Genomic DNA, 15725 nt, shown 5'->3' on the forward strand with positions numbered 1-15725 from the left:
ACTTGGACTTCTTCCAGGTGACCGTTGCGGAATTCTTGGTCGCGGTCACTTTCGTAATCGCCGGTCTTGCGGGCGTTTGCTTGGAAGCCGCCAGGGTGGTGGACTGAAAGACTGCCGGGACAATCAGTGTGATGGCCAGCAGGACGACAAGCAGGCCGTTCCGCAGCCGAGTTTTGTTTGGTTTCTCTATCATAAATATTTTCCCTCCTTGTGTATTTTTTTTGTTTATATATATATTTTACAACATATATATATGGTTTGCAAAAAAAATACACACCACCAAGCATGGTGGTGCGTATATACGTGTTTATACTGTCAGTTTGAGGAATCATTGCCTGTCCAGTTGGCCTTTAGCGTCCGATTGTCATACATGGCAACAAACTTTGATGCGCCTTCTTCTATCCCGGAAGTAGCAGTAATTGCGGTCCATTTCTGGAACGTACTACCATCTTTTACAGGTAATGGTATAGTTGAAATAGGAACTTCCATTCTGGCCGGAACACTTATTTCGAATTTCTCCACACCGCCTTTGCTCGGGAATGTCCCACCGTTTGCATATACTGTTAAAGTATACTTCTGGCTTGGGTTTTTCGCAAAGCACTGCACCCAGAAGTTTTTATAGACGCCAACGCCGATATGGGTCGCTTCTTTGTCAATCATTGCAGCAAGATGACCACGGCTGTTTTCCCATAGATATACCGCACGCTTAGGTGTATCGCCAGTTGCGATATTCTCAAGCAGAATGTTGCCAGCGCCTGCGGCATAATAGGCAGTATCGGAATCGCTTCCATCTGGTCTTTCATGACTAAATTTAATATAAATCTCTTTCGCTCTGACTGCTGCACCGGCATCAAGAGCGGCATCTTCAACAACAGCGGCTGAACCATGTTTAACCCTGACCTGATTTGTCAGCTTGACTACCTCTTTGATTTTTTTGTTAATCTCAGACGGGCTGTCCGGGTCTGGGGTTGGTGTCGCGGTAGGCTTTGGCTTCTGTGTGGGCTTCGGAGTAGCCGTTGGTTTTGGTGTTGCTGTCGGCTTTGGTGTTGCCGTAGGCTTCGGTTTCTGTGTCGGCTTCGGCGTTGCTGTCGGCGCAACTGTCGGAGTGGCAGTAGGCGTTGCAGCCGGTCTCTCTGGAATGACAACCTGCAGTCCTGCTTTGTTGTAACTGCCATAAGTCTTATATGTCTTGTTATAACCCCTTACCATATAGTAGTAAGTTCTTCCGGCTTCAACCGGGTACTTGCGGCTGGACTTGTGAACGTATTTCAGGGTCTTTGAACTGACGTTCGCAATCCTGGTCCACTTTGTGGTGTCAGCGGAGCGGTAATAAACCAGGTAGTTCGTAGCATTGATGGATTTTGTCCAAGTAACAGTAGTCTGCTTATAGTTGTTCGCTTTCACGCGGGTTTTTACAATAGACGGTACGGCCGGAATAGTGACGGTCTTGCCTTTTTTATCGTAAGAACTCCATTTCTTACCGTATTTATTATATGCCCTGACAGTATAGGTATATTTTTTACCACCCTTGAGCAGATGCTTCCTGGAAGATTTGTGAGTGTACTTCAGATTTTTACTGCTGATAGTTGCCAGCGTGGTCCACTTCTTCGTACCGGCCTGTTTGTAATAAATCCGGTAAGAAGTGGCATACTTGGACTTCTTCCAGGTGACCGTTGCGGAATTCTTGGTCGCGGTCACTTTCGTAATCGCCGGTCTTGCGGGCGTTCGCTTGGAGGCCGCCAGGGTGGTGGACTGAAAGACTGCCGGGACAATCAGTGTGATGGCCAGCAGGACGGCAATCAGGCCATTGAACAGCCGGGTCTTGCTTAGTTTCTTTATCATAAATATTTTCCCTCCTTGTATAATTTTTTTTGCTTATATATATATTTTACAACATATATATATGGTTTGCAAATATTTAAGACAAATGTAATATGCAGGAAAAATGAGCCGCAAAAAATAAGATATTTCATGAATGGTGAAATTTACAGCAATGGAATTCTACTGCCTGGAAAAAGACAAATCGGCAACGTTTTCCTGCATACTGTATATGTATATTGGAAACAAAAAGCAAGATACAAAGAAGGGAGAAAAAAAATGGCTACAACAGACAAAAAAAAAGAACTGAAGGCGTCGGGTACCTGTATGGTGGTCCAAAATGAGAAGATTTCAACGAAGAACGGGGAGTCCCAGGCCGATAATATCGTCCGCGGGTCAAATATTCCGATTCTAACTTCGTACGCGGGTTTGAATCCCCGTTCGAAGTCAGGTAACGAGTCCAGCTTTGCTGGCGAGTTATCAAGGACGGAGCTGGAACAAATACTGGAGAATCCGTTTATCGAGCACATTGAGTATGAAGATGAAGATTATTTTACAATAAACGGCATCTTATATTCCAGGTCGCCACAGAAAGTTATCCGATGTCCGATTGGAAGGACCGGACATGTCAAGATTGCAGAAGGGACATTGGCAATCGCTTATGGCACTTTTCAGTTCTGTGAGATTGAATCTGTAGAATTTCCTGATTCTATAGTCGCAATTGCAGATAGAGCGTTTCGGGACTGTAGAAAATTAAACCATGTAGATTTTGGAAAAGGAATCAAGGATATTGGCGGAGATACCATTTTAGGGGAGATTTTTACGGGCTGCGATAGACTGCATGAAGTGGTAATTCCAGGCCAGGTCAAAGAAATCGGAAAATTAACATTTTATGATAGCGGACTTGAAAAAATCACGCTTCCGAAAGGACTGAAACGGATAGGTTCAATGGCTTTCGGACATTGTAGCAATCTGAAAGAAATATCATTGCCCGAGTCATTGATTAAATAAAAACTAGAACAGCAATGCACGCACACCCCGTCTATAGCGTCAGGCATCTAAAAACGTCATGTCTGGCGTTTAGGCGGGGTAAGTGCTGTTTTGTGAATCCAATAAAGTGAAATTTGTATTTTTTTTCGCAAAAAACGACAAAACTTTAAAAAATCCGGCATATTAGATATATAAGAAATTTACAGCAAGGAGGTATCAATGTATGGCGACTGTATCATATGGATTAAAAATCACAGAAGCATATCATGTTTTCGATAAGACGATTACAATTTATCGCAATGCCGTACATTATATCTCTGCTATTGCAGTACGTCATTACGACGAATTGAAATCTCTTGACAATATAACAGGCGATGACGGAAAAGTTATTATTTCAGCACAGCAGAGGAGACAACAGAAAATAGAACGGTTAATCCACTCCACGGCAAATAATGATGCGGTATATAAGCATTTCGATGATGAATTCTACAAATTTCCAAGCTATCTCAGACGGGACGCAATCAACACTGCAGTCGGACTGATTCTGTCTTATCGCTCCCAGTTACAGAAATGGGAAGATGGCGGAAAGCATGGCCGCAGACCACATCTGAACCGAAATCAGAACACAATGCCGTGCTTTTACAGAAATAACACATTTCTTGACAGTGAAGGAACAAATATCGTAAGCCTGAAATTATATAATGGCAAGGACTGGATTTGGGAAGCATTTGTAATACGTGACTGTGATTTTATGTATGCTTACAACCATATGAAAGCATGGAAGGCTTCTGCTCCGGTTCTTGTAAAACGCAATCACAGGTATGAACTCCGCGTTTCTTACGAAATGGCAGGCTCTAAATTTCCGAAATTCAAGAAAGATAAAGAAGTTGAGACTGTGATTGGGGTAGACTTGGGAATCAACACAGACGCAGTGTGCTCAATGGTACATAAAGACGGAACTGTCACAGGACAGCGATTCATCAACCATCCTGTAGAAAAAGACCGTATGTATGGATTACTGAACACTATTAAAAAGGCACAGCAGAACGGAAATTACAAGACACCGAGGCTCTGGAGGCTGGCAAATAACTACAATGAAGCAATCGCCGTTAAGACAGCTGTGGAAATTGTCAGATTTGCCATGGAATCCAAAGCGGACGTTATTGTTTTTGAGCATCTCAACATGAAGAAAAAGAAACGTGGCAATAAACAGAAACTTTCACTGTGGAGAAAGCGCGATATCCAGCGCCGCGTTGAGGTGCTTGCTGCCAGAACTGGAATCCGCGTTTCTTATATCTGTGCTGTAAATACATCACGTCTTGCATATGATGGCTCCGGAAAAGTCCTCCGAGGCAAAGATGCAGGATTTAATACGTATGAATTATGTAAATTTACAACCGGAAAGGTCTATAACTGCGACCTTTCCGCATCTAAAAATATCGGTGCACGGTTCTTCATCCGTGTACTTCTTAAATCTCTTTCTGTAAAGGAAGAGTTGTTAGTTCTGGCAAAAGTTCCAGAACTCAACAGACGGACCAGCTGCTGCCTGGCCACACTAATTAACGCTTATGCGGTACTTTGCGCATCCAAGGCAAAACCTGAAGCTCCGGCTGAAGGCAATGCCGCGCGACAGAGTCACTGAGTTTGCGCTGTATCTGTGGTCAGGAATCCATTCCTGCTTAAAGTAGCAGGCATGGGCAAAAGCCCATGCGGAGTTTGGAAGCCCCGTCTATATTCGCGAAAGCGGATTAGGCGGGGAGGGTTCACATTTCAAGCAAATTGAACCAATCGGACATCGTGGAAATCCACCTGCCCAATAACATTCTGTATATGCCGAAGTATTACATTTCTCAATATAACATGCTTATGGCAAAAAAGGCATTACAAAATAAATGCCCTTGGAAACTGCGTATGTATTGCAGTAAGCGAATAGCCGGCGAGGTGGCGGCAGCGCTTCGGTATCTATATCTTTGCGAATCCAGGAAAAACACAAACCAGTATTTGGAGGAAAGGATAAAAGAAAACTGGAAAAAGATTATACCGGCGATGATGGAGACTGGACATACAGAAGAAGCACTGAAACTTATGAAATCAGACATTGCCACATCTGAAATCCTGAAAGATATGCTGGATGAAGTGGATGATACCGCTTTAAAGGCATATGCGCTGGATGAAATCAGACGAAAAAAGGCAGTAGAACAGGAGGCAAAGTAAGGATGCATGACGAAGGATATTTCTCAAGACCATTTGGAAGGACTTATGATACACAGGCTGAAAAGGATATTCTGGACGGCAAGATATCCATTAGCCAGATTCCATTTGAATACCGATATTCCACGCCATACCGATATGCGTTTCGGAGACTTCGAGAATTAAAACAAATAGGGCAAGATGATGCCGCAGAAAGAAAGGTGTTTAAAAAATGTCTTTTGGATGATATAATGGAATGCAAAAAAAGGAAAGAAAAGAGCGGTAATCTTCCGCAATGTTATCCAATGTGGGATTTGGATAAGAGAAGACACGTACTGGAAAATATATGGAGAAGTGCAGCGGAAGTAGGGTTCTTTGTAGAAGAATAATAATGTTTAAAATACCAGATTTTGACGAATTGTTTTACGGAAAAAAAGATTTAAAAGAAATTGATAAAATTTGCAGCACAAACGAATATGCTTTCATTAAAAAAAAGCTTAACACAAAAAATTTGGTATCGTTAAGAAATCCCAGGTTTTGCGGAGTAAGCGAAACGAAAAGAAAAAACGTACATATCGTATTTTTCCTAGAATACCGAATAAAACTTCGTGAGTCCATGGAGCAGATATCATACGAATATGCTATATGCGGATTCATGGAACATGGCCAAAGAGTATATGAAGCCTATGTAGAGCATGTACTGACTATCAACGGAGAACGGGAAATTCCAGGCCGACAAAAAATCGTCCGCGGGTCAAATGTTCCGGTTTTAGCTTCGCACGCGGGTCTGAATCCCCGCTCGAAGTCTGGTTACGAGCGCGAAGCACAAGTTATCAATAGCAATTTTGCGATATTAAGAGACAACTATGTAACAGACAGAATATATGAGAATCAAGGGATTGGGAGCGCCGGATTGTTTTACGTACACCAATTAGCTAAACAATTACATTGTTCATATATAGAAGGCGTAAAACATCCTGTCAAAGTTAAAGAAGATGAAAGAAAAGATGAAATGGATAGACTAACTTATTTTTATCAAAAAAATGGGTATAAGCAAGAAAGCGGGAATGCAAGAATATATATGAAGTTATAAAACGATTATCTGCTTTTTTGAGGTCAGGTCGCTGGCAAAAAGATTGGCTTAGAATCTGCCAGTGGTCTGGCATGTTATTCGTATGCATATATAGGATAACGTGATTGACCGATGGGCAACCATAGGTTGACCGCGGCTTCTTTGCGAGTCCGAAAAGCGCCTCGCAGGACTAACACTATCCCTCTATCCCATGTTACGGGGATTACCTTTTTATCTACGCAGTATGTTCAGCCTGCGTTTTATCTCTCTTATCTGCCATCCATACAAACTTACTTTTGCCAAAAAGTTTACAGTATTCCATACGGCTCCATTTTCTATACTTACGGCGGACCTTACTTCCAAATCCTGCTTTATGGTAACGATATCCATCAGGTCTTTTATCCATAGCTTTGGCGTTGTTATACAAATCTTTATATCCAATCGCAAGTGTTGTCTCATACAGATACGTAAAATCTTTCACATTGTCAAAGGCATGCAAGTATTCTTTGCGTAAGATATTTGATGCCCCATTGATGTCAGCATTCATAACGGTTCCGCTCCCGGACTTGTACAATCCACGGTGGATTCTTTTACCCGAAAATTGATATTTGGTATTGTCTCCCTGCTCATATGTCGAGATATCGTCCATATCCAGCAGGCTTGCTCTGGAGGTATAACTTTCTTCTCTGATAACTACGGCGATACCACATTTAGCAGCAACCGTCTTTAAAACTGTGATGAACTTTAAATATGGAATCGCTACAAAATGCTGATTATTTTTATCTCCGAGAGTGACTTCCTGTTTCTGACCTTCATTATGTCCCATTACAATCACTTCTACACCGGCAGCCTGTGCATATCTGCAGATATACCATGCACATTTATAAAAGTAATCACGCATAAAAGAATCACGTTTTTTACTTAAAGTATTTAGCTGTTCACTGTATTTTACAGAATGCTGACTGTCACTTCCTTTTGTAAGGGCAGACAGTAGTGCTGACCGCCGTTTATTAAATCTCTGGTTCACAGATTTGACAGCTCCGCCCTTGATGACAAAAGGAACAGCTCCGAAATTATTTGCAACACCCAGAAAGTTGCTTACTCCAGGGTCAAGACCAAGAATCCGCTCAGGGTCTGCTGGCGGCTCTACTGCCTTTACCTTATCGTCAAATGTTACCAGCAGACAATACCTTCCGTAGACTGGCTTAATCTCGGTTTTTACATATTGCAGTCCTTTATATATGGATGCCTTGCCAATGCAGAAGCGTTCTTTCTGATTAACAAACTGAAGATATGACTTCCCGTCTTCTTCCTTCAGTTTCGCTACTTGTTTTGAAAACCATGCGGTAGATTCTTCTGTGTTCTTGTATCCTGGAATCTTTGGCTTTCCTGTGTAGCCTGCCGGATTTATCCTATACTGCTTTAAGGATTCAAAATATCCATCCCATGCAGCAATCACTTTCCTGATAGCATTTTGGTTCACCTGGCTGTTCATTCTTTTATACACCGGATTGCCTGTAAATTTAAAAATAGCATCCAGCGTATTGTACGACAAAAACCACTTTTTGGTTGTGGGATATTGAAATGGTTCCTGGCTGGCGAGAGAATAAGCAATGACAGCACAGTTCATGCCGCCAACCTGAGCAAGTTTCAAATCCTCAAACTTCTTTTTCATTCGCTTCTGTCCAATGACTTCATTGGCCTTTTGGATACCTGTAAAAACATAGTGCAGGACTTCAGTCTCCAGGTGTGTACGTTCCTCCGGAGACTTTTTAATACCAGTCATCGTATTCCGGATATAGAAATTGGCAACATTATACATGCACTTGAAATCTGCGGTGTTTGTCTTAAAATACTGACAGAACGCAGCGTCTTGTTTATTCTTCTTAGGGTTGATTATCATTTTCCATGTGCGCATAATATATACCTCCTTTCTTATAAGAAATACATTGACTTAAATTTATATGGACAATCCTTGACTATGCTTATATTATAGCATATACTATACATATAGTCAAGTTGACTTAAATTTGATTTGTGAGGTGATTTTTAATATGGAGTATAAGAAAAAAGCACATTCTGTATATCTGATGACATACCATCTTGTTTTTGTTACAAAATACAGAAAACCAGTGATATCTGATGAGATTGGGGACTTTATGAAGATGCTATGCTCAGAGATATGTAAAGAGCATGGCGGTGAATTGATATCTGCAGAATCGAATACAGACCATCTGCATTTGCTGATATCCATGCCTCCGCAGGAACGGCCGTCAGATATCATACGTGTATTAAAAACGCAGACATCTAAGAAGGTACATTTAAATGCAGAATATGACAAATATGTAAGTCAATATTTGTTTGGTGACGTATCTTTATGGAGTCCGTCTTATTTTATCGCAACTACAGGCGGAGTTACATTAGACAAAATTGAAGAATATGTGGAATCTCAGTGCACAGAATATCATAAGCGTAAGTACGAGAAGACTGGCAGGTATAAGAAGAAAAAATAAGACCGGCGCTTACATCCGACGGACAACCTGACGCGTAAATCTAAGTAATACGCATCATGATTGGCTGTGGTTTTACGCGCCATTATGATAATTAAAAGAAAAAAAACAATGGGTGTAATTATTCGCTGCGCAGTCTTTCCCTCAAAAATCCAAAACCTTATCAATATTTCAGCATATTGTATCCGAAAAAAACAACTAAAAAAAATACTCAAGAAAGGATAGACAATATGCGGAACAATCTAAACACGCAGACAAGGTCTGTGTCTGCAAATCCACAAAAGAAAAAGAAAAAAATACTTAAAACAAGCATCGGGATAGCAGCGGCGGTTGCGGCGACATTCCTGCTGCTAGGAAAGGCTGATGCAGTTATATTCCTGCAGTGGGAATTTTATATGTTGCTGATGATGCTGGGCTCTATGCCGTTGGCGGTGGCGGTGTTCGGAGAGAATAAATGCCTGCTGCCGTTTGGCAAGACTTTCGGGGTTCTGATTCCAGGATTTATGATGTGGGCTGCAGGGGTCTGTTTACACATACCGTTCACCAGAAAAACTGGAATCATTGCAATCTGCCTGTATTTCATGCTGTGTATGACTGTCGGGAAGAAGCAGAAGAGATGCCTGGAAGATTGGAAGCAGTGCTTTTCCGGATGCTTAAAATATGAAGTGATTTTCTTTGTCGTATTTCTGTTCTGGGCTTACCTTATCGGATTCAACCCTTCCGGATACGGTACTGAAAAGTTTATGGACTATGGATTCCTGCAAAAGATGCTGACGACATCAAAGCTTCCACCGGACGACATCTGGTATGCCGGGAAGAGTATCAATTATTACTACGGCGGGCAGTATTACGCAGCGTTTATCGCAAAAACGATGCTATGGAAAACAACGAAGGCAGAATATGCTTATAATATGATGCGGGCTTTGATTCCGGCACTGATGTTCACGGGTATTTTCGGAATCGCAGAACAAATGCTGAAAGACAGGTTTGAAAAAATAAGCAGAAAAGAGAGTGCTATTTTTTCTGCGCTGTCAGCGGCAGCGGTAGTGTTTGGAGGAAACGGGCATTATATCGTGTATGGACTGCTGAAGCCTTTTATCTCTATTGGCCTAACGAATACAACTTCTTATACGTGGCATAAAGATATTGATGTGGACAGCACGTCTTATTGGTTCCCGGATGCAACACGCTATATCGGTTATAACCCGGATGTTGACGATAAGACCATTCATGAATTTCCGTGCTATTCATTCGTGCTCGGTGACCTGCATGCGCATATGGTAAATATCATGATTGTCATACTGATTGCGGCTTTACTGTATGCTTTTTTGAAGAAAAATAGCAACGGAAAAAAGAAGTTCTGCCTGCCGCAGTTGTGCATGCTCGGCTTAGCCTGGGGCTTATGCAATTTCTCGAACTATTGGGACTACATCATTTATACAGTTGTGATTATAATTACAATCATCTTTGGAAATCTGCATTCAGGAAAATCTAAAATGCTGAAGCGTATGGTTTCACAATTTGGAATCGTTCTGATTACAGGATATCTGACAGCACTGCCATTTACAATGAATTTTAAAAGTATCTTTAAGGGCGTTGGTGTTGCAGAACATCACTCGGCAGTCCATCAGTTGATAATACTCTGGGGTATCCCGGTTGCGATGGCAGTTCTGTTTATTGCCCTAACAATGTACCGCTGGCTGAAAGCAAAAGACGGGCTGATAAAACGCCTGCAAGCACTCCGGGCTCCAGATGTATTTGCGTTTATCATGTGCTGCTGCGCAATCGGACTTATCGCCATTCCGGAACTGGTATATGTCCGGGATATCTATGAGGGGTCTTATTCGCGGGCAAATACGATGTTCAAACTGACTTATCAGGCGTTTATTTTGCTGAATATGTGTAGTGGATATATTCTGTATTCACTGTTGCAAACCCGAAAAAAGCCTTTACATATTGTCGCATTCATCCTGCTCGCTTTGCAGATTTTACTGTTCGGGTACTTTTTCAATGCTGCCGGTTCATGGTTTGGGGTGTGGATGAATCCGATGGGAAGGACCGGGCTGAATGCCCTAAATTATCTGGATAACGAAGAATTTGCGGACGAAAAAGATGCCCTGCTGTGGTTAAAAGACAAGGCAGAAAAAGAAGAAATAAAAGAAGCAATAGCAGAGGCTCCGGGGGACAGCTATACTGCATATGAAAGGGTTTCTGTTATCACTGGAATCTCAACACCTGCCGGTTGGAAAGTTCATGAATGGCTGTGGAGGGACAGCCTGGACGGGATTGAGAAAAGGACAAAAGATATGGATGGATTTTTTGAAGGAACAAAAGATGCGGAAAAGATAATAAAAAAATATAATATCAAATATGTGTTCTGTGGATTGCGTGAAGTTGAGAAATACGGAAAGGATGTAAAAGACAGAGTAAGAAAAATGGGAAAAGTAGTTTATGAAAAAGATGGAGGGACGGTGGTGGACGTGAACTAAATACAATAAAACGTATTGACTTTTAAAAAATATCAGCATATAATATAAGCATAATCCAAGGTTTCTGTTGCCGTAAAACAGGATTTAATGCTTGGTGTTCTTCAGCCGTAAATGAAGGGATTAATGCTTGGTGTTTCGCGACCGTAATAGCGAGAACTTAATTAATAGGGCGAAATTTTTGACAATTTCGTCCTATTTTGCATTTATTGGAGAAATATGATTAAATTTTACGATGTAGATAAAAATTATATAAATTTTCTTAAAACTATTGATAGCCAAATACCAAATATCGAATACGAAGGAAACAATAAATTTGTTTGCGGAATAGTACTGACGATTAACAACATTAATTATTACGCCCCGATATCTCATATGACTAATCGGCAAAGAACAAACATTCAGATAACTGAAAATGGAAGAGTCTTATCTACAATCCGATTCTCTTTTATGTTTCCAGCTATGGAAAATGTTCTAACTGTAAAAGATTTCTCTGTAATCGCTCAAAATAATCAACAGTATGCGGACTTGTTAAGTGCCGAATACAGATTCTGCAGAACACATGAAGCCGAAATATACAATAAGGCATTGCAAGTGTATAAAATTGGATGCAACAAAAATCATGTATTAAACTACACCTGCTGCGATTTCAAAAAACTTGAGGAACATTATCTGGAATATCTGTCCCAAGAAACCAGAATAAATATCAAAAGAGACTAATATATCCTAAAGATAAAGGAAAAAAAATGAAAAAGAATACGTTTGCGATGGTTGCCGGTGGTGTTGTTGCCTTAATGGCCATGCTTGCTTTTGCGATGGTGGCAGCCATTCGGTAATGCGAAAAAAGGAGCCAAAAGATGGCTCTTTTTTTTGTTGTATAAAAAATCCCGCATATTTTCTATAACTAATTTTTACAAAGAAAGGAAAAAAGAGTATCATGAAAAAAGCAATGATTATCGCAGTTACTATTTGTATAGTTCTACTTGGAGGTGTATTCGTATTTAATACATCCTCTACCCAGAGACAGATGAAATCTTTGCGCAGCGACATCGGTGGCGGGCTGGAAAGGACCGTGACGGTTTATGACTATAACGGTAAAGAAATCCGCCATTGGACAGGAAAGTTTGATGTTTCCGAATCCGAGAGTGAAACATATTTCGATGATGAAGATGGAAAACGTGTTGTCATTCATGGTGGTATCGTAATCAACGAAGAACAGTAACGCAGTCACAAAAAAAGAGCCTCTTTGAGGCTCTTTTTTTTGTTGCAAAAATCGGCATGCTGAAGAAAATACAAAAAGAGAGGAGACATAATCTTATGACAAATTCTATCAAATTAGGCAGAGTACCACGTCCATAGGATATGATATTACTTAGATTTATCATACCGAATGGGTGTGGGTGAATGCCTTTTCTTTAATTCGTGTGTTATAAAAAAATCCGCAGAAAATTTTGCTTTTTCATAAAAATTCGGCATATTAATAATAGAAGATTTGAAAGGAGGACGTCCATTATGTTAAATGCAATTCCGATGGTGATATCAAAAGAATCATTTGGACAGATTTTTACATTTGGTGAAGATAATTCTGCTCTTGCTAAAAATCTGTATAATGCTGCCCTCTTTCGAATCCGCCAGGTCTTTACAGGATGGAATAAAACGAAACGGACAGATTTGGAACAGCTTGTGTTTGATGAATTAAAACAGACAGAAACCGTATATAAAAGCTTTAAGCCACGTCATGTCCTCTCATATGCTGCACTTGATAAAATCATGAGGGCAACAGACAATCCTGACTTCTTTGCAGGGCTTCCGATGCAGACCGCGCAGCAGGTTTTAAAAGATGCGGTGCATGATTTTAAAACCTGGCTTGACAGTTTAAAAAAGTACAAGAAAGACCCATCCAATTACACCGGAAAGCCTAAAATACCGGGATACTGCAAATCAAACCGTAAGACCTTTACAGTCACAAATCAGGATGCCGTAATTTATCCGGTTGTTGATAAAAAGGGATGCATTACAGGTAACGAACTGAAGCTTCCAGGTTTTAAGAAAAAAGAACGCATCCCGATTAATTATGTTAACCATAAGTCGAATTTACGTATGCTGACATTTAAGCCTTATTATGATAAATACATCATGACTTTTGTGATTGAGGATATGGCACCCCCGTTTTATCCTGATATGCCTTATATGGCAGGGCTTGATTTCGGGACAGACAACATCGCAGCTATAGCATGTACAGACAACTCATCTGTGATATGCAAGGGCGGTGCAGTACTGTCATCAAATCAGCTTTTTGCCAAGAAAAAAGCAAAGGCGGTCTCATTAATCACACAAGGCCACTCAAAAATGCATGCAGAATCAAGATATCTGCTTACGCTTTCACGTAAGCACAGCTGTTTCATCAAAGACCAGATGCATAAAATCAGCACTGGGATTGTCAGGTACTGTATTGAACACCGCATCGGGGTTCTTGTGATTGGCGTAAACAAGCTCTGGAAACAGAAATCAAGTATTGACAGAAGGAATAACCAGAACTTTGTGTCTGTCCCACATTTTCAGCTTCGCCAGATGATAGAATATAAAGCACTCCGTGCAGGGATAGATGTCATCGAACAAGAAGAGAGTTATACTTCAAAAGCAGATATTACTGCGTCTGATTATATGCCTGTTTACGGAAAAGAAAAATGCCGCCCGGTATTTTCCGGACGACGTATTGAACGCGGATTATACTCATGTAAAGAAGGATACTGCATCAACGCAGACTGCAATGGAGCGGCAAACATCCTCAGAAAGGCAATCCCGGATGCATGGAAAGGCGTGTCAGACTTTCACTTTCTTGCAACACCGGAAAGCATTGGGTTTGCCATGTTGAATCCTGCAGACTCACATAAAAGATATAAACAGCATAACAACTGGATTTTCGTTTCCGACGATACTTCTAGCTATTCTTGCAGACATGCAGCATAGTCAGATAATGCGTCTTTATGCACGCGCTTTAAAAGCAAAGCATAGACCAAAGTATTCCTTAGGCATCATTTGCCAATGGATAGGGGGCTTGGTGAACAGCCCTTTGTTAGCACGGTCAGCATATGGCTCATTTGTCTTATGTTCGAGAGACGAAAGCGACACGGCTTCAAGAACAAAACCTTTTATCGGTAACTCCTAGAGGCATTTTTCGGAGCTTTGCTCCGTTTTAGATACCACCTCTATAGGAGCAATGTACCGCATAAGGGTGGAGACTTCATTGGACATGGAAACGAAGTTCCTGCTCCACCGATTCGGAGGCGAATTTACAAAACGAAACCAAACATGAGCAAGGCAGAGAAACAACAATTCTATTCACAAAAATCCACAAAGATGGGACAAAAATAGAGGACATACCACGGCTGCCTACGGTAGCCGGTTTTTCTTTTCCGTAAAATACAGCATATTAAAAATGTAATAAAACAACACAAAGAAAGGAAGAAAAATAATGGAAAAAATGGTTAGGTCTTATGACGATAAAAGATGCTGGCGGTATACAGGTAACGGTATGTCATACTTATCTCTGTATGTATTTAGCAACATCGGGTATCTTTCAATCAGTGATATCGATATTGAACCAGGTGTTAAGGAAGCTCGGTTTATCTGTCCGGATGGCGAAACCGCAGTGGTGTTTTTTCTGGAAAAATGTATGAAGCAGTTTCCGGATATAGAGAAAATCTATATTGGTTCTGGCGTAAAATCGCTTCATTTCTCAAATTTTATGTTCCCGAATGTAAAATATGTAGAGTCAGACAACAAATCATTTCTTTCAGGACAAATGCTGGTTTCAAGAGGCGGCTCTCTGTACAATGTGTTCTGCAGAAAACCGGAAGATGTGATTGACCTGAATAAAGTTATATTTATTGAAGATAAAGCGTTCGCTGGCTGTATGTCAACAAATATCATTAACACAGACAATGTAAGTCTTGTTGACAGCATGGCTTTTGATGGCTCGGCTGTCAGCATGCTTGACTTCAAGAACGGTGTCGTTATGGTTGGCAATAATATAATCGTTGATGTCAGCGAAGATGCAGACGAAATCGTTTTGCCGCGTGATTGCGTAGTAAGCCATGCTATAGAAAAACGACATTTGAAAAAAGCGGTAATAAAAGATATGAAAATGCTCTCTGCCCTTCAGCTTAACGCTGACACTATTGTCATTGATGACGACAATGAACGCGTCAGGAAATCCCTAGCGAAATATGGACTAACTTATGCTAAGACAATAGAGCTGACAGAGAAGACACGGTCTCTTGGTTATATTGATGTTGATGGCATTGTATATTCAGCTGACAGAAAGACTCTTCTTGTATGTCCGGGAAGAAGAACGAAGCCTGTAAACATACCGGAAGGGACAGAAGTAATTTCAGCATTTGCGTTTGCGGACTCAATGATTGAAAAATTTAGCCGTCGCATTCTCGTGACTTCAGTCGTGGGTTAGACGGCTTTTCATTTTAAATACATAAAAATATCGTTTACGACGTTTTATTTCTCTACGTTTCGGCGTAGAGATTTTTTTTATTTCTATCAAATTTTTTCGCAAAAAATCGTCCCGTTTCTAATTTTTTCGGCATATTAAATGTATAAGAAATTTACAGAAAGGAGGTACGATATGGCAAACTCAAACAGAAA

The 15725-nt window shown here is 40.8% G+C and carries 14 protein-coding genes; 11 read left to right on the forward strand and 3 right to left on the reverse strand.

All coding sequences use genetic code 11. The features are described 5' to 3' along the window. On the reverse strand, positions 1-193 hold a 193-nt coding region (locus AB5026_RS17430; RefSeq protein ID WP_368214010.1), incomplete at its 3' end, for a hypothetical protein. Positions 194-315: 122 nt separating this feature from the next. Further along, positions 316-1842 carry a CAP domain-containing protein gene (locus AB5026_RS17435; RefSeq protein WP_368214011.1) on the reverse strand — a complete coding sequence of 509 codons (1527 nt, stop codon included), beginning with the start codon at positions 1840-1842 and terminating at the stop codon, positions 316-318. Between the two features lie 66 nt (positions 1843-1908). On the opposite strand from AB5026_RS17435, the gene AB5026_RS17440 reads away from it, so the two are divergent. The 5 genes from AB5026_RS17440 to AB5026_RS17460 all read left to right on the forward strand — a co-directional run bounded on the left by AB5026_RS17440 (position 1909) and on the right by AB5026_RS17460 (position 6091). Continuing rightward, complete coding sequence (locus AB5026_RS17440) at positions 1909-2829, forward strand: leucine-rich repeat domain-containing protein (RefSeq protein WP_368214012.1); 921 nt, start codon at positions 1909-1911, stop codon at positions 2827-2829. A gap of 202 nt (positions 2830-3031) precedes the next feature. Continuing rightward, positions 3032-4450, forward strand: coding sequence for an IS200/IS605 family accessory protein TnpB-related protein (locus AB5026_RS17445; RefSeq protein ID WP_368214013.1), 1419 nt, complete (start codon positions 3032-3034; stop codon positions 4448-4450). Between the two features lie 269 nt (positions 4451-4719). Beyond that, positions 4720-5022 carry a hypothetical protein gene (locus tag AB5026_RS17450; RefSeq protein WP_368214014.1) on the forward strand — a complete coding sequence of 101 codons (303 nt, stop codon included), beginning with the start codon at positions 4720-4722 and terminating at the stop codon, positions 5020-5022. A gap of 2 nt (positions 5023-5024) precedes the next feature. Continuing rightward, on the forward strand, positions 5025-5387 hold the full coding sequence (locus AB5026_RS17455; RefSeq protein WP_368214015.1) for a hypothetical protein: 363 nt from the start codon (positions 5025-5027) through the stop codon (positions 5385-5387). A gap of 2 nt (positions 5388-5389) precedes the next feature. Then, entirely contained in the window at positions 5390-6091 is a 702-nt protein-coding gene (locus tag AB5026_RS17460) for a hypothetical protein (protein WP_368214016.1), read from the forward strand. Positions 6092-6305: 214 nt separating this feature from the next. Here the strand turns inward: AB5026_RS17460 and AB5026_RS17465 are convergent, their stop codons facing one another. Further along, complete coding sequence (locus tag AB5026_RS17465) at positions 6306-7988, reverse strand: RNA-guided endonuclease InsQ/TnpB family protein (RefSeq protein ID WP_368214017.1); 1683 nt, start codon at positions 7986-7988, stop codon at positions 6306-6308. Positions 7989-8124: 136 nt separating this feature from the next. Between AB5026_RS17465 and tnpA the strand changes: the two genes are divergently transcribed. From tnpA to AB5026_RS17495, 6 genes are all read left to right on the forward strand, one after another. Beyond that, positions 8125-8583 carry an IS200/IS605 family transposase gene (tnpA, locus tag AB5026_RS17470; RefSeq protein ID WP_368214018.1) on the forward strand — a complete coding sequence of 153 codons (459 nt, stop codon included), beginning with the start codon at positions 8125-8127 and terminating at the stop codon, positions 8581-8583. Between the two features lie 227 nt (positions 8584-8810). Beyond that, positions 8811-11069 carry a DUF2298 domain-containing protein gene (locus tag AB5026_RS17475; RefSeq protein ID WP_368214019.1) on the forward strand — a complete coding sequence of 753 codons (2259 nt, stop codon included), beginning with the start codon at positions 8811-8813 and terminating at the stop codon, positions 11067-11069. A gap of 216 nt (positions 11070-11285) precedes the next feature. Beyond that, positions 11286-11786 (forward strand): type III toxin-antitoxin system ToxN/AbiQ family toxin, encoded by a 501-nt coding sequence (locus AB5026_RS17480; RefSeq protein ID WP_368214020.1) that lies wholly within the window; start codon positions 11286-11288, stop codon positions 11784-11786. A gap of 217 nt (positions 11787-12003) precedes the next feature. Beyond that, positions 12004-12288, forward strand: coding sequence for a hypothetical protein (locus tag AB5026_RS17485; RefSeq protein WP_368214022.1), 285 nt, complete (start codon positions 12004-12006; stop codon positions 12286-12288). 290 nt (positions 12289-12578) lie between these two features. Then, entirely contained in the window at positions 12579-14036 is a 1458-nt protein-coding gene (locus AB5026_RS17490; protein ID WP_368214023.1) for an RNA-guided endonuclease InsQ/TnpB family protein, read from the forward strand. A 505-nt stretch (positions 14037-14541) separates the two neighbouring features. Continuing rightward, complete coding sequence (locus AB5026_RS17495; RefSeq protein ID WP_368214024.1) at positions 14542-15534, forward strand: leucine-rich repeat protein; 993 nt, start codon at positions 14542-14544, stop codon at positions 15532-15534. The last annotated feature ends 191 nt before the right edge of the window (positions 15535-15725 follow it).

Source organism: Blautia sp. RTP21359st1_E11_RTP21359_211015 (assembly GCF_040910705.1).
Taxonomy (GTDB): Bacteria; Bacillota; Clostridia; order Lachnospirales; family Lachnospiraceae; genus Blautia_A; species Blautia_A fusiformis.

Excerpts from the sequence above, each read along its gene's own strand:
- AB5026_RS17450 (WP_368214014.1), top strand. The coding sequence starts at position 4,720 with ATGTATTGCAGTAAGCGAATAGCCGGCGAGGTGGCGGCAGCGCTTCGG.
- AB5026_RS17480 (WP_368214020.1), top strand. The coding sequence starts at position 11,286 with ATGATTAAATTTTACGATGTAGATAAAAATTATATAAATTTTCTTAAA.
- AB5026_RS17455 (WP_368214015.1), top strand. The coding sequence starts at position 5,025 with ATGCATGACGAAGGATATTTCTCAAGACCATTTGGAAGGACTTATGAT.
- AB5026_RS17445 (WP_368214013.1), top strand. The coding sequence starts at position 3,032 with ATGGCGACTGTATCATATGGATTAAAAATCACAGAAGCATATCATGTT.
- AB5026_RS17475 (WP_368214019.1), top strand. The coding sequence starts at position 8,811 with ATGCGGAACAATCTAAACACGCAGACAAGGTCTGTGTCTGCAAATCCA.
- AB5026_RS17435 (WP_368214011.1), bottom strand. The coding sequence starts at position 1,842 with ATGATAAAGAAACTAAGCAAGACCCGGCTGTTCAATGGCCTGATTGCC.
- AB5026_RS17465 (WP_368214017.1), bottom strand. The coding sequence starts at position 7,988 with ATGCGCACATGGAAAATGATAATCAACCCTAAGAAGAATAAACAAGAC.
- AB5026_RS17485 (WP_368214022.1), top strand. The coding sequence starts at position 12,004 with ATGAAAAAAGCAATGATTATCGCAGTTACTATTTGTATAGTTCTACTT.
- AB5026_RS17460 (WP_368214016.1), top strand. The coding sequence starts at position 5,390 with ATGTTTAAAATACCAGATTTTGACGAATTGTTTTACGGAAAAAAAGAT.
- AB5026_RS17490 (WP_368214023.1), top strand. The coding sequence starts at position 12,579 with ATGTTAAATGCAATTCCGATGGTGATATCAAAAGAATCATTTGGACAG.
- AB5026_RS17495 (WP_368214024.1), top strand. The coding sequence starts at position 14,542 with ATGGAAAAAATGGTTAGGTCTTATGACGATAAAAGATGCTGGCGGTAT.
- tnpA (WP_368214018.1), top strand. The coding sequence starts at position 8,125 with ATGGAGTATAAGAAAAAAGCACATTCTGTATATCTGATGACATACCAT.